General features: G+C 58.5%; 22 protein-coding genes and 1 tRNA gene. 6 read left to right on the top strand and 17 right to left on the bottom strand.

Annotated features, from left to right (window positions below; genetic code table 11):
• Positions 1-118: 118 nt before the first annotated feature.
• The 3 genes from HDE75_RS09580 to HDE75_RS09570 form a co-directional block, all read right to left on the bottom strand.
• A complete protein-coding gene (locus HDE75_RS09580) occupies positions 119-619 on the bottom strand; it encodes a hypothetical protein (protein ID WP_183674491.1) in 501 nt (166 codons plus the stop codon).
• Positions 620-685: 66 nt separating this feature from the next.
• On the bottom strand, positions 686-1,345 hold the full coding sequence (locus tag HDE75_RS09575) for a M48 family metalloprotease (protein ID WP_183674494.1): 660 nt from the start codon (positions 1,343-1,345) through the stop codon (positions 686-688).
• Between the two features lie 3 nt (positions 1,346-1,348).
• Positions 1,349-1,759 carry a GNAT family N-acetyltransferase gene (locus HDE75_RS09570; protein WP_260173856.1) on the bottom strand — a complete coding sequence of 137 codons (411 nt, stop codon included), beginning with the start codon at positions 1,757-1,759 and terminating at the stop codon, positions 1,349-1,351.
• A gap of 103 nt (positions 1,760-1,862) precedes the next feature.
• Here HDE75_RS09570 and HDE75_RS09565 point away from each other — a divergent pair, with 103 nt between their 5' ends.
• A complete protein-coding gene (locus tag HDE75_RS09565; protein WP_183674499.1) occupies positions 1,863-2,255 on the top strand; it encodes an Imm10 family immunity protein in 393 nt (130 codons plus the stop codon).
• Positions 2,256-2,264: 9 nt separating this feature from the next.
• Positions 2,265-2,864 (top strand): GNAT family N-acetyltransferase, encoded by a 600-nt coding sequence (locus HDE75_RS09560; RefSeq protein WP_311735096.1) that lies wholly within the window; start codon positions 2,265-2,267, stop codon positions 2,862-2,864.
• Here the strand turns inward: HDE75_RS09560 and HDE75_RS09555 are convergent.
• The 5 genes from HDE75_RS09555 to HDE75_RS09535 form a co-directional block, all read right to left on the bottom strand.
• Positions 2,847-3,923, bottom strand: coding sequence for a hypothetical protein (locus HDE75_RS09555; protein ID WP_183674505.1), 1,077 nt, complete (start codon positions 3,921-3,923; stop codon positions 2,847-2,849). The two genes, HDE75_RS09560 and HDE75_RS09555, sit on opposite strands and share 18 nt — an antisense overlap.
• Positions 3,910-5,340 carry an MBOAT family O-acyltransferase gene (locus HDE75_RS09550; protein ID WP_183674508.1) on the bottom strand — a complete coding sequence of 477 codons (1,431 nt, stop codon included), beginning with the start codon at positions 5,338-5,340 and terminating at the stop codon, positions 3,910-3,912. Before HDE75_RS09550 ends, HDE75_RS09555 begins: the two co-directional genes overlap by 14 nt.
• A gap of 4 nt (positions 5,341-5,344) precedes the next feature.
• Positions 5,345-6,406: a hypothetical protein gene (locus HDE75_RS09545; protein ID WP_183674511.1), complete on the bottom strand. Its 1,062-nt coding sequence runs from the start codon at positions 6,404-6,406 to the stop codon at positions 5,345-5,347.
• 391 nt (positions 6,407-6,797) lie between these two features.
• Positions 6,798-6,884, bottom strand: a tRNA-Leu gene (locus HDE75_RS09540).
• Positions 6,885-7,044: 160 nt separating this feature from the next.
• Positions 7,045-8,367 carry an enoyl ACP reductase FabMG family protein gene (locus HDE75_RS09535; protein ID WP_183674514.1) on the bottom strand — a complete coding sequence of 441 codons (1,323 nt, stop codon included), beginning with the start codon at positions 8,365-8,367 and terminating at the stop codon, positions 7,045-7,047.
• Between HDE75_RS09535 and HDE75_RS09530 the strand changes: the two genes are divergently transcribed.
• Positions 8,366-8,629 carry a hypothetical protein gene (locus HDE75_RS09530; RefSeq protein ID WP_183674517.1) on the top strand — a complete coding sequence of 88 codons (264 nt, stop codon included), beginning with the start codon at positions 8,366-8,368 and terminating at the stop codon, positions 8,627-8,629. The genes HDE75_RS09535 and HDE75_RS09530 overlap by 2 nt on opposite strands.
• 14 nt (positions 8,630-8,643) lie before the next feature.
• Here the strand turns inward: HDE75_RS09530 and HDE75_RS09525 are convergent, their stop codons facing one another.
• Complete coding sequence (locus tag HDE75_RS09525; RefSeq protein WP_183674520.1) at positions 8,644-11,010, bottom strand: DNA polymerase II; 2,367 nt, start codon at positions 11,008-11,010, stop codon at positions 8,644-8,646.
• A gap of 159 nt (positions 11,011-11,169) precedes the next feature.
• Between HDE75_RS09525 and HDE75_RS09520 the strand changes: the two genes are divergently transcribed.
• On the top strand, positions 11,170-12,849 hold the full coding sequence (locus HDE75_RS09520; protein ID WP_183674524.1) for an AMP-binding protein: 1,680 nt from the start codon (positions 11,170-11,172) through the stop codon (positions 12,847-12,849).
• Positions 12,850-12,913: 64 nt separating this feature from the next.
• Here the strand turns inward: HDE75_RS09520 and HDE75_RS09515 are convergent, their stop codons facing one another.
• The 8 genes from HDE75_RS09515 to hutC form a co-directional block, all read right to left on the bottom strand.
• The gene (locus HDE75_RS09515) at positions 12,914-13,912 is read right to left on the bottom strand and encodes a choice-of-anchor A family protein (RefSeq protein ID WP_183674527.1); all 999 of its coding nucleotides are present in this window, start codon (positions 13,910-13,912) and stop codon (positions 12,914-12,916) included.
• Between the two features lie 201 nt (positions 13,913-14,113).
• Positions 14,114-15,838 (bottom strand): ArnT family glycosyltransferase, encoded by a 1,725-nt coding sequence (locus HDE75_RS09510; RefSeq protein ID WP_183674530.1) that lies wholly within the window; start codon positions 15,836-15,838, stop codon positions 14,114-14,116.
• A gap of 186 nt (positions 15,839-16,024) precedes the next feature.
• A complete protein-coding gene (locus tag HDE75_RS09505) occupies positions 16,025-16,294 on the bottom strand; it encodes a type B 50S ribosomal protein L31 (RefSeq protein WP_183674533.1) in 270 nt (89 codons plus the stop codon).
• Between the two features lie 214 nt (positions 16,295-16,508).
• Positions 16,509-17,771 carry a transcription termination factor Rho gene (gene rho, locus HDE75_RS09500; protein ID WP_010401543.1) on the bottom strand — a complete coding sequence of 421 codons (1,263 nt, stop codon included), beginning with the start codon at positions 17,769-17,771 and terminating at the stop codon, positions 16,509-16,511.
• 154 nt (positions 17,772-17,925) lie between these two features.
• Positions 17,926-18,252, bottom strand: coding sequence for a thioredoxin TrxA (gene trxA, locus HDE75_RS09495; RefSeq protein ID WP_183674536.1), 327 nt, complete (start codon positions 18,250-18,252; stop codon positions 17,926-17,928).
• A 277-nt stretch (positions 18,253-18,529) separates the two neighbouring features.
• On the bottom strand, positions 18,530-18,979 hold the full coding sequence (locus tag HDE75_RS09490) for a response regulator (protein WP_260173854.1): 450 nt from the start codon (positions 18,977-18,979) through the stop codon (positions 18,530-18,532).
• A gap of 43 nt (positions 18,980-19,022) precedes the next feature.
• Positions 19,023-22,340 carry a PAS domain-containing hybrid sensor histidine kinase/response regulator gene (locus HDE75_RS09485; RefSeq protein WP_183674542.1) on the bottom strand — a complete coding sequence of 1,106 codons (3,318 nt, stop codon included), beginning with the start codon at positions 22,338-22,340 and terminating at the stop codon, positions 19,023-19,025.
• Between the two features lie 322 nt (positions 22,341-22,662).
• Positions 22,663-23,382 (bottom strand): histidine utilization repressor, encoded by a 720-nt coding sequence (hutC, locus tag HDE75_RS09480; protein WP_183674544.1) that lies wholly within the window; start codon positions 23,380-23,382, stop codon positions 22,663-22,665.
• Between the two features lie 161 nt (positions 23,383-23,543).
• Between hutC and ada the strand changes: the two genes are divergently transcribed.
• The gene (gene ada / locus HDE75_RS09475) at positions 23,544-24,611 is read left to right on the top strand and encodes a bifunctional DNA-binding transcriptional regulator/O6-methylguanine-DNA methyltransferase Ada (RefSeq protein ID WP_183674547.1); all 1,068 of its coding nucleotides are present in this window, start codon (positions 23,544-23,546) and stop codon (positions 24,609-24,611) included.
• Complete coding sequence (locus tag HDE75_RS09470) at positions 24,608-25,297, top strand: 2OG-Fe(II) oxygenase (protein ID WP_183674551.1); 690 nt, start codon at positions 24,608-24,610, stop codon at positions 25,295-25,297. The genes ada and HDE75_RS09470 overlap by 4 nt, the downstream gene beginning before the upstream one ends.
• Positions 25,298-25,307: the final 10 nt, after the last annotated feature.

The raw sequence follows: 25,307 nt of genomic DNA, 5'->3' as shown, positions 1-25,307 counted from the left end.
CGCTGGCGATAGGCCAACCTTAGCAGATTTTAGAAATAAATATATTAATTGTAACTATATCGTGCGGCGTGTAGTTGCATAAATTATATTCATGATGCCATTTTCCTTGCAGCAGTTGCTAATTGTAAGGCTGCAAGTCCAGCCACACGGCGTAAGCCAGACGCTTGCCATTCCACAAGCCACCGCCGCGGATCACGGCGTCGCACGAGGTCAGCTGGCCCACCAGGTCCTGGCGGCCCAGGTTGCGGCGCAGGCGCAGCGCATCGTTGTGCGCGAGGTAGCCCACCAGCTGGCCGTCGATAAACACGGCGATGGCCTTGTCCTGGAAAGGGTTGGCGTCGTCGCAAACGAGCAGCGCCAGGCACTTTTCATCGGCGTTGCCCGGACCATGGTTGCCTGCCAGCCTGGCGATGGCGCTCTGGTAGATCGAATCGTTTTCCACTTCCGAGGCATAGCGCCCGTTATCGCTCCAGTGATGGGCCGGTGTGCCAGCTGGAATTTCCGGCACATACTGGCGCACCGAGATCAGTGCCCGCTCCAGCGGTTTGACGGGCGTGCGGCCGCTGAAAACGTAATACAACAGACCGAAAACGATCGCGAAGGCGAGCAGGTAAAGCATGGTATCTCTCTGATTTCTGGGTGGAATGAGCCGATGGCGAACCGGCAATTGGCGTTGCCGCCGCTACTATAGCAAGTTAGCCGCTGCTGTACGGGATTGGACATGCCTGGCCATGATGCGGCGGCGACGGCGCAGTGCCTGCGGATCGTCCTGAGCAAAAGGGGAGGTGCCCGTCAAGCCGGAATAATACTGGCCATGCCGCCGCAGCACGGCAGCATACTCTTTCAACGTATGGCCCTGCGCCAGCATGCGCGCATCGCCATCGAGCTCGATGGCAAAGCGCAGCTTGTGCAGCATCCACCACAGCGGCAGATTCCACGGCATCAAGACGATCAAGGCATAGGCTGCGGCCAGCAATTGCGGGTCGCGCGCGGCGAGCCGGCACTGTGCATGCGCCAGCAGCAAGGCTTGTTCCTGTGCTGGAATGATGCTCAGCCAAACCGGCATCACGATGCAGTGCCGCAGCAAGCCCGCCACGCAGGGACCGAGAAAGGCGCTCAAGTACACGGGTGTACCCAGCAACATGCTTTTTTGCCAGCGCCGTCGGTGCAGCATCAGCTGCACGCTACGCAGAGCCAAAGTCAACAGCATTCCCACCGTCAACACGGCCCAGCCCAGTTTCCATTGCGCAGACGGGGCAGGCAATAGCACCAATGACAGCACAAGCCAGACGGCCATGGCCGAGAGCCACACCCAGCGGCGGCGTGACGGCAGCCAGGCTGGCATGGCTTAACGCTTCAGGGACATGCCGACCGAGGCGGGCGCCGTGTGCGTAAAACCGAACTGCGCGTACAAGTCTTGCGCCTGGCCATCGGCGATCAGGCTGATATACGCGCTTTTCGGCACGCTGGTATCGATGTAGCGGTGGATCTCTTGCATGATGCGCTTGCCCAGTCCCTTGCCCTGATGGGCGGGCAGCACGGCGATATCGACCACCTGGTAAAAACAGCCATCATCGCCAATCACGCGTCCCATGCCGACCACCTCCTTGCCGTGCAGGATTTGCACGGCGAACAGGGAATTGGGCAAGCCACGGGCCGCCGCCTCCATCGATTTGGGGCTGAGGCCAGCAGCCACGCGCAGGTGCTGGTAGGTGGCGATGTTCGGTGTTTCCAGCAAGGTGGTGTAATCGTTGGACAAGACGGTCTCCATGGTTGGTTGGACCGATTATAGCGGCGAAGGCTGGCAAGACAGCTACCGTTGCGTTATGGTGGCGTCATTGATCCCAAAATGAAAGCACGCCATGTCCGCAGGATTTACCGCCACCGAACTATCCATCCTGAATGAAGACGAGGCCCTGATCACCACCCTGGCAGCAAACACGGCTGGCAGCGAGCCGATCTACCTGATGTTCCAGCGCGCAGAAACTGACGACGAGCAGGATGCCGAGCTGGGCATGGACGAGCCGTATATCGAATTCGGCGGCCAGGAATTTGCCTGGTATGGCCATATGCACGCGGTGATACTGCATCCTAACCGGCTATCGGTGCAGCTCGATGCGGAAGCGGCCATGCAAATGGATGACGATGGCCAGATCGACGTGCGTTTTATTTTCACGCCAGAACGGTTTGCCCAGTTGCAGCAGGCGCTGCGCACCACCTTCGAAGGCTGCGAGTATTATCGCGAAGAACGCTGATCTGGATTGATCGTTGACTGGAAAACCATGCTCCAACAACCCACCTTGACCGGCAACACGGTCGCCCTGATCCCCATGTCGCTTGAACATGGACCGCAACTATTGCAAGCGGCCGCCGATGGCGAACTGTGGAATATGACCGTGACGGTGGTGCCCGGTCCCGGCACCATGGACCGCTACATCGCCACCGCGCTGGAAGGCCAGCGCGCGGGCACTGTCATGCCTTTCGTCATCGTGCAACTGGCCACGGGAACCATTGTCGGCAGTACGCGTTTCTGGAAGATCGACAGGATTAACCGCAAGATGGAAATCGGCCACACCTGGCTTAGCGCTTCGGTGCAGCGTTCCAGCGTGAACACGGAAGCGAAGTTATTGCTACTGACGTATGCGTTTGAAGTCATGCACGCCGTGCGCGTGCAATTCACCACCGACGAACTGAACCAAAAATCGCGCGCCGCCATCCTGCGCCTGGGCGCCGTCCAGGAAGGCATCGTGCGCCACGAGCGCATCATGCCCGATGGCCGCAAGCGCAACTCGGTGCGTTTCAGCATGATCGATACGGAGTGGGAAGCGGTGAAGGCGGGGCTGGAACTAAGGCTGGGGCGTTAGGCTGCCCTGGCGATTATTGTGTATCGTGGCCACATGGCTGGCGTATTGCATGTCGCGCAATATGTAGTCTCCCAAACGGTTGGAAAAATGAGTTTCATCCCAAAACATGGGCATTGCATGATTGCTATTTTCAGCGAGGGCATTCACATCGCTATGCTCTTCATAATCGAGCACCGGCACGTGAAATTGTGATGCGACCAAGATAATATTTTTCTTCCATTGTGTAACTTGTGGTGAAAGCCCCCCCTGTTGGATGCGTGTTTGCCACCTTGCGCTGACCGGTAAAATCAGCAAGATGATCTCTGTCTGTCTGGCTTGCGCCAGTCTGATGATGTCCGATAAATCTTTGGTATCGGCAGCATTACTTGCCTGGCGTTGGCAGCGGCTTGTCATGCTCTGAAAAAGTCGGTTGTAGCGCGATTCATATGTTTCCATACCGCCTGTGCGGGACATCCCTTCGCTTGGGTCGTCATGGTAACGTCCTTGCACATCGAAATAGTTATCGAAAGAGCGCAGAGGGAACAGATTTATTTTTAATGTCCGTAAACTGTGAACGATAGCATCTTGCGGTGAAAAATAATGCAGCGGATCAGCAAGATCACTTTTATTTGCCAGAGCTTCATTTTTCAATGTACAGGCATTGGAAGTGAAGTAATTGACTTCCAAATACAGTTTTTTGATCTGCGCACGTTGCCTGAAGGTGGAAAATAGATCCTTGATATTCGATAGCTGCAGGGCATTGATTCCCGCCACCTGGACGCTGCTCCTGTAAAGCTGGGATGCAAACGTTTCGTTGAAACCGCGCCGCACTCGCGAAGAACCGAGAATCAGGACATCGGGGGGATGCACCGCACTGCGCAAGACAGCCGTGCCCACCTGGCTTGCAGAAGTGGTTTCCAGCTTGATTTCATTGATCCGCTGGATTGCTTGATGGCGCCAGATGGCATAGGGGTCTACGACAAAGATCAGTCCGGCAATCAGGAATGTCAATCCGGCGGCAATGAGAAAAATGGAGACGAAAAAGCGGCCGATGGACAAGTTATTTTTAAAAACCTGCATATTTGAACTCTTTGAGGCCGGATAGATTAATGAGCGCCAGGCAGAGCGCGACTGCAACGGCTGCCGCCCAGGCCAGGTTAGGTTTCCAGATCCACTTGCTGGTAGTTGCCTTTTTCAGTTGTACGCTCCATGCAGGCAGTTCCCTGGACATTAAGTCGATCAGCGACGGAGCAAGCCAGTTGAAGGCAATCGCACCGGGAATGGCAATAATGCCGGTGAGGTTATAGGGCCATACTGAACCTTGTCCCGCACCCAGCAAACCAAGGATGACGTGCCAGGCCTCGTCCCAATTCGGTGTCGCCCATAGGCTGACGGAAAAGGCGATGGCCGCCAGCGTAAAGACACGGCCAGCCCAATGCTGTAAGTTACCTCCCTGGCGCGAAATGATATTCAGGCGCCGCAGAGCGTGGTTACCCGTGACCAGCAGTCCTTGATAGACGCCAAAGATCAGCAGTGGAATGGTAGCGCCATGCCAGATTGCGACGGCCATCATCACTATGAACAGGGCCGCATAATGGCGCCATACCTGGCGTTTTCTGGTCAGGGGACGATACAGGTAGTCGCGCATGAAGGCGCCCAGCGTGATATGCCAGCGGGTCCAGAATTCCACCGGACTGGAAGATTTGAAAGGTGCATGGAAATTGACCGGCAGATGGATGCCGAACATCCTGCTAATGCCCATCGCCATTTCCGAATAGCCGCAAAAGTCATAATAGGTTTCAAACAAAAATCCCAGGCATGCTATCCAGGTCTCGACCAGTCCGATGGGATCACCTTGGCCTGCGCGCAGGAAGACATCGCCTTGCGCATTCTGGAAAATGGGGGAAATACAAGCCTTTTTAAATAGACCGATCGCAAACAGGGTGATACCGACGGCGTAATCACGCGGCGCCGGACGCAGGGCGGATAGTTTTTCCGGCGCTGCCATGAATTGTGGCAGCATATCCTTGTGCGACAGCAGAGGGCCGGCCGGGAGATGGGGGAACCAGGCGACAAATAAGGCATATTCCAGTGGATTGGTGCTTCTGGCTTGTCCCCGTGCCGTATCGACCAGGAAGGCTATTTGGGTAAACGTGAAATACGAGATACCAAGGGGCAATGCTGGAATCGCCGTCCCGGATACCATGAAGACTTTGGCGTACTTGTAGAAGGCGAGAAAACATAAATTCCCAGCGATGGCCAGCGCCAGATAGATTTTTTTCTCATTGCTGTTGGCAATGGCGCGGGCCATCAGCCAGTTGACGCCGATTGATGCGCAAAACAAGAACAGGTTGTGCGCATCATTTAAATAATAAAATAATAATGAAGTGAGCAGCGGAAGCAGCAGATGGAGCTGGCTTTTTGAGATCAGGCGGTGGAAGACATACACCGATAATGGCAAGAAGGCCAGGGTAAACCAGTACGAGGTAAAGCTCATTACATTACAGGCTGGCGGCAGTCGATTTATCGGTGTTCAGGAACAGTTTGGCCCAGATTTCTCTTACTTCGATCCATTTCGCCAGCTCTTCCGGTTTTCTGACGGCGTCGCGAATGCGCGACAAGTAGGTCGATTGCCCCATCGCGTAAGCGCGGCAGTTGCTGCAATCGATATTCGAACTGCAGCATTTACCCTTGCCAGGCTGATGGTCGACATGGACGTGCACTTGCTTTGTGATGCGAAAGCCGCAATTTTTCGCGATCTTGGTGACAGGGTCGATATCGTAAAGTTCCTTCCCCGTGACCCAGTCGTCATAACTGAGGGAGTATTGCACCGTTTCTGGATAAGCTTGCATGGCGCACACAATTTCTGCGCGGGCCTTGGCGAAGTCGGTTTGCGTCAAGGCCAGGCTTTGCGTGGCACTGCTGATGCGGAAATAGGCTTTATCGTTATCTACCTTGTTTTCCAATTTGTCGAGATAACGGGTAGTGGGGCTGAAATAACTGAAGGTGAGCGGTAGGCCATGACTATTGGCAAGCTCAGCCATGATCATGATCTGACCGATATTCAGGGACGTGATGGTGAAGACGCACACAGCGCGTGGATCATCGCGATAATTATTCAATGCCTTGGTCAGCACATCGCCGGCGCGCAAGGAGCTGCCGATTTCATCGACACCCCACGAGGAAATATGGATACGGTAAAAAATATCGTCGGGTAAGCGTATCGTACCGTTGGTAAATACTATCCCGTGGGGGATGCTGCGTTGGGCCGCGCGTATCCGCTCCGGCACCAGGCTAGGCTCTGCACCGGCCAGATAGGCGAGCGTAACGCCGCGTGCAGCATCGGCGGCGAACAGCGCATCCCATTCCGCGAGCGAACGGCAATCCTCATGTCCTTCGTTTTCCTCGCCCTCAAAGAACAAACAGCCTTCACAGCGCAAATTGCATTTCGAAACAATATCGTAATTAGCCGCCTTGAGGGTGCCCAAGCGCGCATTCAGTTCGCGGAAATAGGCGAAATTGCCTTGGCTCGTGGAAGAAGACAGTTCAGATATGGAATTCATAAACACCGGGTGTGATATAGACTGATTAATAAGTGTGCTGCTGCCATGCCTCATGCGTGACATCGCGCCGCTTATATGCTTGCTGGAAAGGAAAGAAGATGAAATTATTACTAATATACATCAGTATGCATCATAAAAATGTAAATTAAAGATTGATTTGAAGACAATTTAATTTACAACCACACATTATTATTGTTAAATTAATTTATTTGACAATTTATAATTCTTTTCTTTTCCTATTTGCTAGGCGATAAGATTTCTTCGTGCTGGTCACTAGGTATGAAAGTGACAGTGTCTTTCTTTCGACAAGTTGAGTGAAAGAATTAATGGACGTAAAAAAAGCCACTAAATTCTGAATTTAGTGGCTTTCTTTTACTACTACAATGTTTGGTGGTGCCGGGAGCCGGAATCGAACCGGCACGCTGTCTCCAGCGCGGGATTTTGAGTCCCGTGCGTCTACCTATTCCGCCATCCCGGCAACGCGAGACGTATTATCACTGATCTGTCACAATCCGGCAAGTTTTTTGCCGGAATAGTTTATTTCATTACTGGCGTGAGCCGGACAGCGAGGAAAAGTGCGCTGTAAACGCACACGGCCCGGGGTGAGCCGGGCCGTGGATGGTAAGGATGAACTAGCTTCAGGCAGCGTTATGCACGGTGTTCAGCTGGCGCGCGATGATGTCGTGGTTCAGCCAGATCACCGGCGCTTTCGGTTCCGACATTTCGTGGAACATCAGCGGGCCCGTGCCTTCCAGTACCAGCGAGCTCAGGTGGTCGGTGATCAGTTCCTTGCGGTCCTTGTGCAGCTTGGTGATGTCGTCGGAAGTGCCGATCATGACTTCCGCCAGTTCTGGCGTGTTGTCCATCGGCCAGGCTTCGAAGTTGCGGAAGTGCACGCTGGTGCTGTCGCCGTTGTAGGCGGCGATGCGGTCCAGCAAGTCTTGCAGCGAGGTGCCGTCTTCCAGTAGCGCCTGGCATGCATCCCATTGCGCTTGCGCCCAGGTCGCGCCGCTTTCTTTTTTCAGCGCGTCCAGCAGCGGGAACAGCGACAGTTCTACGCCGACGAAGATGTCCGAGGAATTGGTGCGGATTTCCGGGCAGTTGAACACGGTCGCCTTGATGCCTTTTTCCCACGCGGCCTTGGCCACGTCTTCCAGGCGCTTCTTGGCCAGGCCTTGGGTGTAGTTGCTATAGGTTTGCCACTGGTATTTGCCGTCGATCAAGATCTCGGTGCCATGGTAGCCGTAGGCGCTGTAGCGCACCTGGCCGCCTGTTTTTTCGATGCGGGCGCGGATGGCGGCGCTGCCGTCGATCAGGTGTTGCAGGGTGTTGGCCGTGACTTCGTCGAAGTTCATCAGGATCAGCTTGCCCAGGTCGCTGTCGAGCAGGGCGCGCGAAGACATGAAACGCTCGCCGCGGCCTTTGTAGATGCGGTTGGCAATCGCCAGGAAGACTTTGACTTTTGGAATGCCGCCGGCCATGGTGTGGGCGAAATACACATTGCTGCCGTCAGGGATCAGGCTGTCGAGTTCAGCCATGGCTTTGGCCACGGAAGCGCTGAAGCGGGCGATGCCGGCTTCGCGGCAGCGTTCGATCTGAGCCCAGTCCAGTTTGTCTTCCTGCCAGCTTTTCAGGGTCAGGCCACCCAGCAGGGCGGTTGGCGTCGGTTCGCCGGCCGGTGCGTCCAGGTCGAAACCGGCCATCAGCGGCACGTTGATGATGCGGCCGCCCAGATTGGCTTCCGCTTCGGCCAGCTCTTCTGCGTTCAATGGGCGCAGCGCCAGGTTTTCATCGCGGCGGCCCACCGTCATGCCGATGATGTTCATGCCCGCCTTGCGCGCTTCGTCCAGCAAGCCATTGACATAGCCCCGGCCGAACAGCTCGCCAAACAGGACAAAGGTATCGCCTTTGCGGAAGATATTTTTTTGCGGGATGTCTCTTAAGGACGTGATCTCGGTCATGGTTTCAATTCATTCAAAAATTAACAAGCAAGCGGCAGGTGCGGGCCGCATTGATTGCTGGTTCAACATGGATATAGTATGCGCCATTTCAGGACGTAAAATCTTCTTGAGAATGATTCTCGTCTTGAGTGGCATCTTCTTCGGTACTGCGCTTATTCTTTCGCCATGGCGTATTTTACGCTGCCGCCGCATGGACCTGCCGCAGGCCGCTTGCAGACAGGCTTGGGCAGGCGCCGATATTACCTCAGCTTGGCTGCGCTGATAAGCATTATCGAGTCAAAACAGATCGAGTTGTCCTGAAACCAGCCGCGAAAAATCATCACCGAGGAAGGGCAGGATGGCGTCGGCTACCGGCTGCAGCTGGCGCGTCAGGTAATGGTTGTAATCGATGGGCGAGCGCTGGGTTTCCAGCGGTTCCGGCCCGGCCACCGTGATCACATAGCTGATCCAGCCGCCATTCTGGTATTGCAGCGGACGCCCTTGCGCCAGGTTGTAGGCATCGGCCGTGCGCGCCGCGCGCACATGGGGCGGCACATTGCGCTGGTAATCTTCCAGCGGACGGCGCAAGCGCTTGCGGTACACCAGCAGCGCGTCGAACTCGCCGCGCACGGTACGCGCCACATAGTCGCGCAGATAATCCTGGTAGGCGGCGCGCTGGAAGATGCGCCGGTACAGCTCTTGCTGGAATTGCTGCGCCAGCGGCGTCCAGTCGCTGCGCACCGTTTCCAGGCCCTTGTAGACCATTTCTTCGCTGCCGTCGGCTTTACCTATCAGGCCCGCGTAGCGTTTCTTGCTGCCTTCTTCCGAGCCGCGGATAGTCGGCATCAGGAAGCGCCGGTAATGCGTTTCGAATTCCAGCTCCAGCGCATTGTCGAGACCAAATTCTTCGCGCAGATGCCGGTCCCACCACTGGTTCACGTGAGCCACCAGGGCGCGGCCGATCTTGCCCGCTTCCTCATCGCTATGCGCCGTTTTCAGCCACACGAAGGTGGAATCCGTATCGCCATAAATCACCTGGTAACCCTGCTGCGTGATCAGCTCGCGCGTGCGGTGCATGATGTCGTGGCCGCGCAAGGTGATCGACGAGGCCAGGCGCGGGTCGAAAAAGCGGCAGCCGCTGGAACCGAGCACGCCATAAAACGCATTCATGATGATTTTTAATGCTTGCGACAGGGGCGCGTTGCGTTCGCGCTTGGCTGCTTCTCGGCCTTGCCAGACCTGTTGCACGATGGCCGGCAAACAGTGTTTCAGGCGCGAAAACTGCGCGCCCCGGTAGCCGGGCACCGTGTCGGCTTCATCGCCGCTGGTGCCCACCACCAGGCCGACCGGGTCGATCAAAAAGGTGCGGATGATGGACGGGTACAGGCTTTTATAGTCGAGCACCAGCACCGAGTCGTACAGCCCCGACTGCGAATCCATCACAAAGCCGCCCGGGCTGTTTTCGCCCGAGATATCGCCCAGGTTGGGCGCCACATAGCCTTGCCGGTGCATCAGCGGCAAATACAGGTGTTCGAACGCGGCCACCGAACCGCCGCTGCGGTCGGCCGCCAGCCCCGTCACGCTGGCCCGTTCCAGCAAAAAGGTCAGCAGTTCCGTCTTGGCGAAGATGCGCGTGACCAGCTCGCAATCCTTGAGGTTGTAGCGGGCCAGGGCCGGCTTGTCTTCGCGGAAGCGGCGGTCGATTTCGGCCATGCGCTGATACGGGTTGTCGATCGACTTGCCTTCGCCCAGCAGGGTTTGCGCCACGTTTTCCAGGCTGAACGAGGGAAAGTTCCAGGTGGCCGAGCGCAAGGCTTCGATGCCGTCGATAATCAATCGCCCTGCCGCAGCGGCAAAGTAATGTTCCTGCTTGCCGCCATGCTCGCGCCATTCCATCACGGCGCCGCCGCGTCCCAGCTTGAGCGGCACCTGATAGCGCTCGGCATGTTCGCGCAGCACGCGCAAGTCGAACTGCACCAGGTTCCAGCCGATGATGGCGTCCGGATCGTGCTCGACCATCCAGCTATTCAGGCGTTCCAGGATGGCGGGCCGACTGTCGCAGTATTCCAGATCGAAGTCGAGAACTTCGTCACCGCCGTTTTGTGGCCCCAGCATATACACCTGGCGCTGGCCGCAGCCTTCCAGCGCAATCGAATACAGCTCGCCATGGGCCGTGGTTTCGATATCGAGCGACACCAGTTTCAAGGTGGGCCGGTAACCGGGGGCGGGTTTTAATTGCCCCTCTGATGCTCCATCGCTGAAGCTGACGGGCGCCGTGATAAAACGTTCCATCAGATAACGCTCGGGCGGGCGGATATCGGCTTCGTACACGTCCACGCCCTGCGCGCGCAACTGTTTTTCCAGCTTCAGCAAGTGCCGGTATTGCTTGCAATACAGGCCCAGTACGGGCCGGTGGTGAAAGTCGGACAGCGACAAGGGCCGCAGTTCGGCATGGCGTTCGCCGCGCAGCAGTTGTTCGGCCTGTTCGCGCTGTTCCATCGGTATGAACGCCACCGAAGTTTGCAGCGGCAGGCATACATGGCGGGGGCCGGCCTCCGTTGCTAGCCAGAAATCGACTTCCGTACCGGCGCTGGTGTCGCGCCAGTGGCGGGTCAGGATAAACCCCTGTTCCGGTCGATGCCGCGTATTGTCGTTGCCTGTCATGTTGATGTTGTGCCGTAAGTAGCCATGGATATCGTGGCGCCGGACTGCACATTACAGCAAGGCGCCCCAGTGTGGGAGCGGATGCGGCTATAATTTTTGTAATCGATCCATTGTCGATCAGCCATACAAGAGCGCACAGCGCCATCACCTGGAGACAGCATGCAAGCACTGAGTTATGTACACGGCGCCCACGAGACGCCCTTGATCGGCGAGACCATCGGCGCTTATCTGGATGGCGTCGCCGCCCGCCACGGCCAGCATGACGCCCTGGTCGTCGCGCATCAGAATATACGCTGGACTTACAGCGAATTTCAGCAGCGCGTACACCGCCTGGCGGCTGGCTTGCTGAAGCTGGGCTTGCAGCCTGGTGAGCGTGTCGGCATCTGGTCGCAAAATTGTGCCGAATGGGTGCTGACCCAGTTTGCCACGGCCAAGGCCGGCTTGATCATGGTCAATATCAACCCCGCTTACCGCCGCTCGGAACTCGAATATGTGCTCGACAAGGTGCAGTGTAGCGCCCTGATTTTGTCGCCCAGCTTCAAGTTCAGCGATTACCTGGTCATCGTGCAAGATGTCGTGCCGGAAATCGCCAGCAGCCGCGCCGGCGCCCTGCAATCGACGCGTTTGCCGCAGTTGCGCCATATTATCCGCCTGGGGGCGGCGGCCACGCCGGGCATGCACAACTTTGATAATTTGCTAGAAGGCATTACCAGCGCCGACTTGGCTCACCTGGAAGAGGTCAGCGCCGGCGTGCAGTTTGACGACGCCGTCAACATTCAGTTCACTTCCGGCACCACCGGCGCGCCCAAGGGCGCTACCTTGACGCACCACAATATCCTGAACAACGGCTTTTTTATCGGCGAGGCCATGCGGTTGACGCAGCAAGACCGGCTATGCATCCCCGTACCGCTATACCACTGCTTCGGCATGGTGCTGGGTAACCTGGCTTGCGTCACGCATGGCGCGGCCATGGTGTATCCGGGCGAAGGCTTCGATCCCAAAGCCGTGCTCGAAACGGTGCAGGCCGAGCGCTGCACGGGCTTGCATGGCGTGCCGACCATGTTCATCGCCATCCTCGACCATCCCGATTTCCAGCACTACGATCTGTCGAGCTTGCGCACCGGCATCATGGCCGGTTCGCCGTGCCCGATGGAAGTCATGACGCGGGTGATCGAATTGATGCACATGGAGGAAATCACGATCGCCTATGGCATGACGGAAACGTCACCCGTCAGTTTCCAGACTTCCATCGATGACCCGCGCGAAATGCGCGTGGCTTCGATCGGCCGCGTCCATCCGCACCTGGAAGTAAAGATCATCGATGTGGAAGGGCGTATCGTGCCGCGCGGTGAAAAGGGAGAACTGCTGACGCGCGGCTATTCCGTGATGCAGGGCTATTGGGGCGATCCCGAAAAGACGGCCGAAGCCATCGATGCAGCCCGCTGGATGCACACGGGCGACCTGGCCGTGATCGATGACAACGGTTTTTGCAGCATCGTGGGTCGCTCTAAGGATATGGTCATCCGCGGCGGCGAAAACATTTATCCGCGCGAAGTGGAGGAATTTTTATACCGCCATCCTAAGGTGCTGGACGTGCAGTGCGTGGGCGTGCCGGACGCCAAGTATGGCGAGGAACTGTGCGCCTGCATTATCTTGCGTCCCGGTACGCAGGCTACGCAGGAAGAAGTGCGGGAATTCTGCCAGGGCCAGATCGCCCATTACAAGATTCCCCGCTACGTGCGTTTCGTCGAGGAATTCCCGATGACGGTGACGGGTAAGATCCAGAAATACCTGCTGCGCAAACAGGTGGCCACGGATCTGGGACTAGCCGCGCAATAAGATTCAACATAAAAAAACACCGGGGCAGCGTAGGCTGGCCCGGTGTTTTTTTATGGAGGGAGACTTAAGCGGCTTGCAGCATCGTGCTTGCCGGTTTGCGGCGGCGCAGGAACAAGACGCCCAGGCCGGCCAGCAGCATGGCGTAGGTGCCTGGTTCCGGTACGGCCGAGATGTTGGCAGCAGTAAAGCCGGTGGCGCCGATTTCCACTTGTGAACCCCAGGCGTTTTTTGCGCTGACGGAGTTGGCGACCAGCGTGCCTTCCAGGTGGCCGGTACCCGAGAAATCGCTGTTTGGCGCCAGGATACTGCCCCATGCATACGTGGTCAGGCTGGTGCTGGTGGCGTTGGCGAAATTGAACAGGGTGCGGTCGGCGAAACCGCTGAAGCTGCTGTAGCCGCCCGACAGGTTGATCGTGGTGGCGCTGTCATTGATGATGATGTGGGCCGTGCTCTTGATCGACGACAGGTCCAGGGTCAGGTTTTGCAGCGAAGCCGAATCGATATTGAAAATGTTCACGTCGGCATTGATGTCGCCGCGCAGGGTGTAGCCGCTGTTTTCAAACACGACGGTGCCCGTCGGTTTCAGCTTGGACACATCGTTCGACAAGGCCGTCAGTTGTTGCTTGGCAGCGCCAAAGTCCAGGGTGGAGGCATTGCCCTTGCTGAAAGTGCCTGGCTCAAACCATTGTTTGCTGCTGAGCTTGGCGTTGGCGTCGTTGACGCCATACACGGCCTTGCCCAAGCTGCCGCCATTGTAGATGGCGCCCGATTCGATATTCAGGCTGCCGCCGGTGACGATGCTCGGGGCGCTGGAACCAGCTTTGCTTTTTTGTCCGACCGAGAAACCGCTGAGCCAGGCGTCGCCGCCGACGGCCAAACGGCCTTCTACATCATGGAAACCGGTGGCCGTGCTGCTGCCGACATTGCCGAAGATAAAGGCGGAATAGCCTTGGGCCGCGCCGAGGTCGATCATCGTCACGGCGGCTTGGGCCGGGGTGGCGAAGGACAGGGCAAGCAGGGAGGCGCTGATGGCGGGCAAGACGCGTGCGGCAAACGATTTCATGGGTTTCTCAGGATAAAGAGTAGTGGGATGGGCGGGAAAGCAGAACGACCGCCATCACGCAGAAACGCATTATATATAAAAAACAAGTTTCATTCAATAAATATAACAAAACATTTCTTTTGGCAATTGTACATTGTTTTTTGATAATATTATTCTGGACGTAAAAAAACCGGGTTGCCCCGGTTTTTCTGTGTAGAAATATTACTTGATTCGCTGGTAAAGGCGGAAGCGCTCACTATCATCCGTAATGCGCCTGCCTTCCCACAGTTTCGTCCACTCTGCGCCATTGTGATCAGGCAAGCGTTCCTGCTTGTCGTGCAGCTTGACGCTGTCTTGCAGCAACAGCAAGTCGCAATCCTTCTGGCCCACGCTGGCAAAGGGCAGGCGGCCATAGTAGGCGAACGAAGCCCGTTGTGCGGCGCCGACATTGGTATTGATGCAGGCATTGCCAGGCGGCAGGGAGACGGAAATCTGATGCGCGACACCGGCGTAGCTCTTGCTGTAATTAAGTTCCTGCAAGAACAGCGTCATCATCAGCACCCAGATCAGGATCAGGCCGCCCGACGACAGCACCACGGCGCGCCACAGCACGGCTGGCTGGCGCGAAATGCGCCAGTGCACAAGGGCTACCCAGCCTGCGGTGGCGGCAGCGGCAACGAAGAAGCCGATCAGGTCCAGTTCGGGTTTGAAGCCGGGCACCAGCTTCAAGGCATTATGGGCCAGTTTTGGCGGCCAGCCTGTCAGGATGGCAAACCAGAATAGCCACAGTGCGGCGGCGCAGATGGTCAGCACCATCACGGAGAACCAGTCGATGGCGTTGATGGCGCCGCGTTTCATGGTCAACAGGCCGAAGGCGGCCATGACGGCCAGCGGCGGCAGCAATGGGAGCAGCTGGCTCTGGTCGGGGTCGGGGTGGCACAAGGACAAGATGGCCAGCATCGCAACAAAGGTCAGCGGTACCACGACATGCAGCACGTGGTGCTGGCGGCGCCAGGCATACACGGCCCACACGGCGAAGGGCCAGGCTGGCCAGAAGAACCAGATGCCGACGCGGAAGAAGAATTGCAGGCTTTTCAGGCTTGGCAGGCTGATCTGGCGAAAATTCCATTCCATCCAGGCGTGCAGGGGCGAATGGCCATATGGCTGCACCAGTTCGCCCGGCAGCAGCCAGAGCAAGGTGAGCGCGGCGGCAATCAGTACTGCCAGCGCCAGGTGGCGCAAGGTGCGCAGCAAGGGCAGGCGCAGGAATAAGGTACACAGGAACAGGGCGATGGTAAGCGCCACCGGCGTGACCCAGCCACGCGTGAGGGTCAAGCCGCCCAGCGCCAGGCCCAGCAGGGCGGCATTGCGCAGCGACGCCAGTTCCACGTAGCGTACGGCGCGGTACAGCAGGTAGGCCAGCAGCGATACATATAGCGCTTCGGCGGTGATGTCGTGGCTGTGTTGCAGCAAGCCCAGGCAACCGAGGTAAATCAGCACGGCGGCGTCGGCCAGGGTGCGGCCAAAGTCATTCGGTTCAGGCTGGCCGCCAAAGGCCAGGCGCAGTGGCTGGGCATCGCTGCGGCGGCCCAGGTTGAAGGCCGTGTACCAGACAGACAGGGTGCCGATGGCGAAGATGCCGATGGTGGACATGCGCGCGCCAAACACTTCGCCATCGAGCCAGCTGAATATTTTCAGGAAGATAGCGCCGAGCCAGAAGGCCAGCGGGCCTTCTTCGGGCATGGACATGCCGGCGATATTCGGCCATAGCCAGTCATTGAGGCCGCCGTGCGCCATGGTCCACATGATGCCGAAACTGGCGGCGTCATCGTTCTTCCACGGTTCGCGGCCGATCAGGCCGGGCAGGATGTACAGCAGGCCAAGCGCAAACAAGGCCCATCGTGGCAGCGCGAGTGTGGCAGCAGCGGGAAGGCGGACTGGCTTCATCGGGAATTGGTATCAGTAAAAAATAGTAAGACGCATTCCAACTTGCGTCGGGGTAAGCGGCAGTATAAGGGAAAGTACAGGGGAAAGCGCGGGGGAGTGCATATCAGTGCCAAAGGCAAAAAAGGCAGCCGAAGCTGCCTTTTTCCTGGTAGCCGAAGCTGCCTTTTTGCCGCAAGGCGGCAAAAATTAGCCTGCTGCGACTGCGGTTTTCGAACCGACGGAACCGAATTTCTGACGGAACTTCTCGACGCGACCAGCGGTATCGACGATTTTGTGTTTGCCCGTGTAGAAAGGGTGCGATTCAGCCGAAACCTCGATCTTCACCAGTGGGTAGTCTTTACCTTCGTGGTTGATCGTTTCGCGGGTTTGGATGGTCGAACGGGTAACGAATTTGAAATCGCACGACAGGTCGTGGAAAACAACTTCGCGGTAATCTGGATGGGTATCGGCTTTCATGGGATTCTCTCTAGTTTGGTAGCCAAACAGCACTTCGTCGGTCGTCTTGCTTCTTGACCCGATTGCCGATCACTTGCCAGGGTTTAAAATAATGCAACCGCAGATTATATAGCGCTTTCACGCCCGCGGCAATAAAAAAGCCGCTCAGTGAGCGGCTTTCGCGTGATGATCAACGGAGGGCTGGGGTCAGACCCGTCGGGTCTGACCCCAAAAATCAGCCACCGCGGCGCATCATGTCGAAAAACTCAGCGTTGTTTTTCGTGGCTTTCATCTTGTCGAGAATGAACTCCATCGCCTCGATCTCGTCCATCGAGTACAGCAACTTGCGCAGGATCCAGATTTTTTGCAGTTCGTTCGGCTTGATCAGCAATTCTTCGCGGCGGGTACCCGATTTGTTCAGGTTGATGGCCGGGTAGACGCGTTTTTCAGCCAGGCGGCGTTCCAGATGCACTTCCATGTTGCCGGTACCCTTGAATTCTTCAAAGATCACGTCATCCATGCGCGAACCGGTTTCGATCAGCGCGGTGGCGATGATGGTCAGCGAGCCGCCTTCTTCGATATTGCGCGCGGCGCCGAAGAAGCGTTTTGGACGTTGCAGCGCGTTCGCATCGACACCACCGGTCAGCACCTTGCCCGAGGCAGGGATTACGGTATTGTAGGCGCGCGCCAGGCGGGTGATCGAGTCCAGCAGGATGACCACGTCTTTTTTCATTTCGACCAGGCGCTTGGCTTTTTCCAACACCATTTCAGCCACTTGCACGTGGCGCGTGGCTGGCTCGTCGAAGGTCGAGGCGACCACTTCGCCGCGTACCGAGCGTTGCATCTCGGTAACTTCTTCCGGACGTTCGTCGATCAGCAGCACGATCAGGGTGATGTCGGGGTGATTCGCGGTGATCGCATGCGCGATGTGCTGCAGAATCACGGATTTACCCGATTTCGGCGACGCCACCAGCAGGCCGCGCTGGCCTTTGCCGATCGGGGCGATCAGGTCGATGATACGGCCGGTAATGTTTTCCTGGCCATTCATTTCACGTTCCAGGCGCAGCGGCTCGTTCGGGTGCAGCGGCGTCAGGTTTTCAAACAGGATGCGGTGCTTCGAGGCTTCCGGCGATTCGCCGTTGACCTTGTCTACTTTGACCAGAGCGAAATAGCGTTCGCCATCTTTCGGGGTCCGTACCTCGCCTTCGATCGAATCGCCGGTGTGCAGATTGAAGCGGCGGATTTGCGAAGGGGAGATGTAAATGTCGTCGGTGGACGCCATGTAGCTGGCGTCGGGCGAGCGCAGGAAGCCGAAGCCGTCAGGCAGCACTTCCAGGGCGCCATCGCCAAAAATCTGTTCGCCGGACTTGGCGCGTTTTTTCAGGATAGCGAACATCAGCTCCTGTTTGCGCAAGCGGGCTGCGTTGTCAATGTCAAGACCGATCGCCATTTCAAGCAGGGCGGATACGTGTAAGGCCTTTAGTTCAGATAAATGCATATGTCTTGAGTGTCCCGAGACGGGATGTAAAGGTAGGGGAGGGAACTGCGTGGCTAGCTTAATTATCAGGGAAGGGGTGGCACGAATGGTGTCTGGCCGCTTCCCGGTGTATCCAATCAGGCGGCGCTGCGGGCGCAGCGCTGCCTATCATACATTAAATGTTGCTGTCGACGAAAGCGGTCAACTGGCCTTTGGCCATGGCGCCTACTTTTTGAGCAGCTGCAGCACCGTTTTTGAACAGGATCAAGGTCGGAATGCCACGGATGCCGAACTTGGCAGGTACTGCCTGGTTCGCGTCTACGTCCATCTTGGCGATCTGGATGCGGCCGGCGTATTCCTTGGCGACTTCTTCCAGGATAGGCGCGATGGCCTTGCATGGACCGCACCACTCTGCCCAGAAATCAACCAGGACAGGCAATTCGGAGTTCAGGACGTCTGCATCGAAAGATGCATCGCTAATGTGTTTGATATTTTCGCTCATATTTTCCTCAAATGAGGGTGGGGTCAATAATGCCTGGAACAACCATACGCTGGTTTGCCATCCATGCTTCCTGGAGTACAGCTAGCAGATGGGGGCAATGGGCACGAATTCAATATTATTGGAAGGTGCGACCAGAGGTATGCAGGCGGGGATGGCTGAAATAATAACCCATTTTTTCAAAGCGTGGAGATTATTGCAGAAAAACTTGAGATAGATTCTGTTGCCGCCTCGACAGAAGGCGCCAAAGCCGCATGGATGCTGGCTCTGGCGCTTGCCATCATGCGCCCGTCCGGCCCGCCAGGCGGGCAGAATGCTGGCGCTGCAAGCTGACCATCTGCAACAATTCCGCACTTTCCAGCGGCTTGCGGAAGGTGCCTAATATATGCAGGCCATTGGCCACGGCCAGGCGTTCGGCGGCCAGGCGCACGGCAGAGTGCAAACCCGACAATAAAACCACGCCACCCTGGAAGCCGCTTTCGGCCGCCATGCGCAAAAATTCGATGCCATCGACGTCGGGCATGGACAGGTCGCAAATGAGCAGGTCAGGTTGATGCTCGCGCAAGCTGGCCAGCGCCAGTTCGCTGTGCGATTCGCAGCGGATGTCGAATTCGCCCAGGTGTTCCAGCATGTCGCTGAGCACGTCGAGCATGAAAACGTCATCGTCGAGCAGCAGCACGCGCAGCGGCGCCAGGCCGGCATTGCTCGCTTGGGGGGAGAGTATGTTCATTATCATCAGTCTTTCAGTGTGCTGTGCGGCCTTGCATGCATCATCAATCCTCATTTGCAAAGCTGGTGTTGTTCATGATCTGTTCGGTAATCTGGTCCAGCAAGGGCCATAAGCGGGCCACGATGCGCCCGGCCCGTTCCGCTTCGTCAACCGGTTCGCCTGGCACCAGCACTTCCAGGCTGTGGCACAGCTCGGCCAGGCCCAGGGCGCCCACGGTGCGCGCCGACGACTTGATGCGGTGGCCCAGTTCGCGCACCTGGTTGACGTCCCCGCGCGCCAGCGCCGCATCGATTTCGGCAAAGCCGTCTTGCGTGGTCTGCAAGAACTTGAAGGCAAACTTGCGTACCTTTTGCGGGTTGTAGCCCAGCAGCTTGGCCAGGATGGACAAGTCGATCACCAGCGGATCGCCAGCCAAGGTGGTCTTGAAAGCGGGCACGCTGCGGCTGCGCACGGGCGGCGGCGCATCGCGTTCGGGCAGCCAGCTGGCGATGGTCTGGTACATCATGGCTGGCTGGATCGGCTTGGAAATGAAATCGTCCATGCCCGCCTCCAGGCAGCGCACCCGGTCTTCGCTGGTGGCGGTGGCCGTCATGGCCAGCACGCGCAGCTTGGCCAGCTGCGGGTCGGCGCGGATATGGCGCGTTGCTTCCAGGCCATCCATCAGCGGCATCTGCACATCCATCAGCACGCAGTCAAACTGTGTCTGGCGCAGCAAATCGAGCGCTTCCACGCCATTGTTGGCCAGGCAGACGGAGGCGCCTGCTTCTTCCAGCAACTCCAGCGCCACCTGCTGATTGAAGGGATTGTCTTCCACCAGCAGGATGCGGGCATGCTTGAGCGTGCTCATCACCAGGGCCGCGTCGGCGCTGGCGCGCATGGCCGCTGCCGTTTGTACCATATTGTCCAGCATGGCAGGGGCGGTCTGGTCGGAAATGCCCAGATGGGCGGTAAACCAGAAGGTGCTGCCGGCGCCGGGCTGGCTGTCGACACCCACGTCGCCACCCATCAGCTGGGCCAGCTGCTTGCAGATGGCCAGGCCCAGGCCAGTGCCGCCATATTCGCGCGTGGTGGAGGTGTCCGCCTGCTGGAAGGACTGGAACAGCTTGCTCATTTCATTTTGCGACAGGCCGATGCCGTGGTCGCATACTTCGAAGCGCACCAGGCAGTTGCGCGCATCGCTGACCACCTTGTGCACCTTGACGGTAATGCTGCCCTGCTCGCTGAACTTGATGGCGTTATTGGTGTAATTGATCAACACTTGCCCCAGGCGCAGCGGATCACCCACCAGCACGGCCGGCAATTGCGGGTCGATCTCGAACACCAGTTCCAGGTTTTTACCGGCGGCGCGCGGCGCCACCACTGTGCTCAGGGTTTGCAGCACATGGTCAAAGCTGAAATTGACGCGTTCGATTTCCAGCTTGCCCGCTTCGATCTTGGAAATGTCGAGGATATCGTCGATGATGCCCAGCAAGTGTTCCCCGGCAAAACGGATTTTTTCCAGGTAATCGCGCTGGCGCGGTTCCAGTTCTGTCTTCAGGGCAAGATACGCCATGCCGATCACGCCATTCATCGGCGTGCGGATTTCATGGCTCATATTGGCCAGGAATTGTCCCTTGGCCTGGCTGGCTTCCTCCGCCACCTGCTTGGCCTGGTCCAGCTGTTCGGTGCGCTGCGCCACCCGCTCTTCCAGGTGTTCATTGAGTTCGCGCAGGGCGCTTTCGCTACGCTTGTGATAGGTGATGTCGGTCAGGCTGGCCACCACCATGCTGACCTTGCCGTATTCGTCGCGGATGGCTTCGGTATTCACGGACAGCCACGACAGGCTGCCATCGCTTTGCTGCACGCCCATCAGCACGTCGCGCATGGCTTGCCCGGTCGACAGGGTAATGTGCACGGGGTGGCTGCGCTGGTCGAAGCTGGAACCGTCTTCGCGGATGGCGCGCCACAGGCTGTGGCTATGATGGCTGCCCAGGCTGGCGGCCAGCATGCGTTCGGCGGCCGCGTTGCTTTCCAGAATGAGGCCGTTGCTGTCCTGTACCACCAGTCCATTGGTGACGGCGCCAAAGACCGAGGCCATGCGCTGGCTGGAGTTCGAGAGCGCAATCGAGGCCTGGCGCCGTTCCGTGATGTCGGTGATCATCGCCAGGGTACCGCCGGGCTCGCCGGTTTCCGACTGGATGCTGGTACTCGACACCAGGCCCCACAGGCTGGAATGGTCTTTGCGGAAGAAGCGGAAATCGACCTGGTCCGGCTGGCTGGCTTTCTGGCCGTGGCTGGCCAGGCGCCGCTGCATCAGCAACTGGCTGTCGCGGTCCATGAAATCGAGCAGGGGCCGGCCCAGCATGTCTTGCACTGTATAGCCGAGCATATGCGCCATCTTCGGATTGACGAAGGTGGTCTTGCCTTTTGCATCTGTCATCCAGATGCCTTCGGCAGCCGTCTGCACGATCAGGCGGTAGCGTTCCGAGCTGGCGTGCAGCGCCTCTTCTGCGCGCTGGCGCTGGGTCATGTCGCGCAGTGAAACGATGGAATACAGATGGCCCGCCATACGCAGCGGTGACAGGCTGACCTTGGCCGGAAATTGCGAACCGTCGCGGCGGCGCGCCATCATCACCCTGCCAGGCAGGCTGTGCCGCCCTTGCGGGTCGCCCACGGTGCGGCTGCCTGCGCTTTCCGGCACCAATTGTTCCAGGGATAGGCCGACCAGCTCGGACAGTGGATAACCGAAGCAGCGCGCGCCGATCTGGTTGGCATAGTGCACTCTGCCATCGATATCGGCCACCAGCATGGCTTCCGGCGCGGCTTCCAGCAGGCAACGCATGCGCCATTGTTCGTCCGCCTTGCGTTCGCTGATGTCGCAAATGATGCCGCCCGCCTGCGTGGCCGTGCCGTCTGAAGCGCGGCTCAATACCGAGCCGCGCGCCAGCAGCCAGCGCCATTGGCCATCGCTATGGCGCAATCGGAACTCATAACTGACAGGGCCAGGCGCCTTGCCGTCGACATGCTGGCGGAATACCTGGCTCATGCGTGCGCGGTCGTCGCGGTGTACTTGCGACAGCCAGTCTTTCAACGGTTGCTCCAGCCTGGCGTTCTTGTCGCCGAGGATATCCTGATACAGGCTGGACATCACCAGGCCGTCATTCTTGCGTTGCCAGGTCCAGCTGGCCATGGCGGCGCCATGCAATGCCTGTACGGCTTGCTGTTGCACCGGCGTTTTCGGCGTGGCACTGCGCTGGCGCCAGGCTTGCCAGCATGCAATGACAGCCAGGGCGCTGGCCGCCATCGCCACATATGGCCAAGGCTGGCCCTGGCTTACTTCAGGCGTGGCCGCCTGCGCCATGGCTGGCAAGGGCAGGACCATGCCGGTCGCCAGCATCGTACGCGCGTGCCGGTACACCGCAAGGCGCGCTGGGCGCAATGCACTGATACGGGTGTGGCTGCGATACGACAAATGCTTCCCTTTCTGGGCCCTGATTGAACCTGACTGACATGGTGACACAAACGCTGTTACCGCGGTATGGCGGCAACTATAGCATTGAATATTTAGCTAGAGTAGCTAACTTGGATGCTGCTCTGCAGGACGGCTTTTTCCCGCCCCAGAAATGGCGGTTTTCAGCATGCCCTGTGAGTATCTGTGAGAAAGTGGGGGCCGAATTTATGCTAGTGACAGACGTCGGCCGGCATCAGCTGAAGCTGCCGGCGAATTGATAGCGGTGTCCCGGATGCCACATCGTGGCGATCGATGCCACCTTGCCGCCCGAGCGCGTCTGGCGGCGCAGCACCAGACATGCCTGTTTTGTATCGATGGCCAGCATTTCGGCGATGTCGCGCGGGGCAGACAGCGCTTCGATGCTGTAGGTAGCCCCTTGCAGGGGCGCGGCGGCCATCAGGTATTCATTCGGCGTGATGCTGGAAAAATCCTGGATCATGTAATCGGGCGCGCAAGCCGGGTTGACCCAGCGGTCTTCCACCTGGATCGGCACGCCGTTTTCAAAGTGCACGATCAGCGAATGAAACAATTGCTGTTCAGGCGCCAGGCCAAACTGCTTGGCCAGCAAGTCCGAGGCCTTGCTGCGTTCGAGCAACTGCAGACTGCTGCGGTGGATATGGCCGCGTGCGCGCACTTCGTCGGCGATACTCTTGATTTCCAGTAAGGTTGCCTGGTATTTTTGCTGCGCCACATAGGTGCCGGAACCCTGGCGCCGGGTCAGTATCTGCTCGCTGGTCAGTTCGCGCACGGCGCGGTTGACTGTCATGCGCGAGACGCCAAATTGCTTGACCAGCGCCTGCTCGGAAGGGATCACATCGCCTTCCTTCCAGCGGCCAGAGGCGATGCCTGCCAGCAAAAAATCCTTGATGCGCTGGAAAATGGGCGTATTTTCTTGGGTAATCTGGTCGTCCAATGCGGTTTCTCCGAAGCGCGGGCGGGGCGCACCTCCGGCCGGAGGCGTGCCTGCGATTTTAGCATTGCCCGCCGATGGAATTCAAAAGCAAGCGCCGGAGTGCGCTCGCCGGCGGCGCTGGCTATGCTCGATACTTATCAATCACAGGCACGGAGTGCGCCATGGAACATATTAATTTACCCGTTTATTTGAATGACGATGAACGCTGGGCTGCCGTGCAGCGGCGCGCGCCCGACGCTGACGGCGTCTTTTATTATTCCGTGCGCAGCACCGGCGTGTATTGCCGCCCATCCTGCGGGGCACGCCCGGCCTTGCGCCACAACGTGGCTTTCCACGCCAGCTGCGCCGAAGCGGAGGCGGCAGGTTTCCGTCCCTGCCTGCGCTGTAAGCCCGACCAGCCGCCGCTGGCCGAACGCCATGCCGCCATGGTGGCCGAGAGCTGCCGTTTGATCGACGCCAGCGAAGAATTGCCTGACCTCGACAGCCTGGCGCTGGCTGCCGGCATGAGCCGTTTCCACTTTCACCGCATCTTCAAGGCGCACACGGGCATCACGCCCAAGGCCTACGCGGCGGCGCGGCGCGGCGAACGGCTCAAGGCGGGGCTGCAAGGGGATGGCAATGTCACCGATACCTTGTATGCGGCCGGCTTCAATTCCAGCGGCCGTTTCTATGCCGCCACGCCAGGTTTGCTGGGCATGACGCCGGGCGCTTTTCGGGCTGGCGGCAGCGGCGCCGTGATCCGTTTTGCGATTGCCGCCTGCTCGCTGGGGGCGATTCTCGTCGCCAGCACGGATAAGGGCATCTGCGCCATCCTCATCGATGACGACCCGGAAGTATTGCTGCGCGACTTGCAGGACCGCTTTCCCCGCGCCGAACTGCGCGGCGCAGAAGCTGATTATGAGCAAACGGTGGCGCAGGTGATCGGCCTGGTGGAAGCGCCGCAAATCGGCCTGGACCTGCCGCTCGATGTGCGCGGCACGGCCTTCCAGCAGCGCGTCTGGTTAGCCTTGCGTGAAATTCCTGCCGGCAGCACCGTCAGCTATGCCGAGTTAGCCAAGCGCATCGGCGCACCGAAGGGCGCACGTGCCGTGGCGGGCGCCTGCGCAGCCAATGCGCTGGCCGTGGCGATTCCCTGCCACAGGGTGGTGCGCAACGATGGGGCCTTGTCCGGCTACCGCTGGGGCGTCGAGCGCAAACAGGCACTGCTCGACCGCGAGGCTGGCAAATGAGGGCGCCGGACTGGCAAGCGCTTGAAGACGAGTTGAACCAGCACGGCTGCGCCGTCGTGCCCGGTTTGCTGGACGCTGAAACGTGTGCGGCGCTGGTCGCGCATTACGATGAAGCAGCGCATTTCCGCAGCCGGGTGGTGATGGCGCGCCACGGTTTCGGGCGTGGCGAGTACCAGTATTTTTCGTATCCGCTGCCGCCCGTGGTGGCGCAACTGCGCCAGGCGCTATATCTCCCGCTGGCGGCGATTGCCAACCGCTGGCAGGAGCAGATGGGACTGGAAACGCGCTTTCCGCTGGAGCATGCTGATTTCCTGGCCCGCTGCCATGTGGCCGGGCAGGTGCGGCCCACGCCCTTGCTGCTGCGCTACCGCGCAGGCGATTACAACTGCCTGCATCAGGATCTGTATGGCGAGCACGTGTTTCCGCTGCAACTGGCCGTGCTGCTGTCGCACCCGCACGACGATTTCACGGGCGGCGAGTTTGTGCTGACGGAACAGCGCCCGCGCATGCAGTCGCGCGCGGAAGTGGTGCCGCTGGCGCAGGGCGACGCGGTCATCTTTCCCGTGTTTCACCGCCCCGTGAACGGCACGCGCGGCAGCTACCGCGTGCAGATGCGTCATGGCGTATCGCGGCTGCGCTCGGGCTTGCGCCATACGCTGGGCATTATTTTTCATGATGCCAGCTGAGCCGTATGCG

It is taken from the genome of Janthinobacterium silvisoli (genome assembly GCF_014200725.1).
In the GTDB taxonomy this organism is placed as follows: domain Bacteria; phylum Pseudomonadota; class Gammaproteobacteria; order Burkholderiales; family Burkholderiaceae_D; genus Janthinobacterium.
Note: the sequence above shows the minus strand (reverse complement) of the source record. Positions and strands in the feature narration are given on the sequence as shown.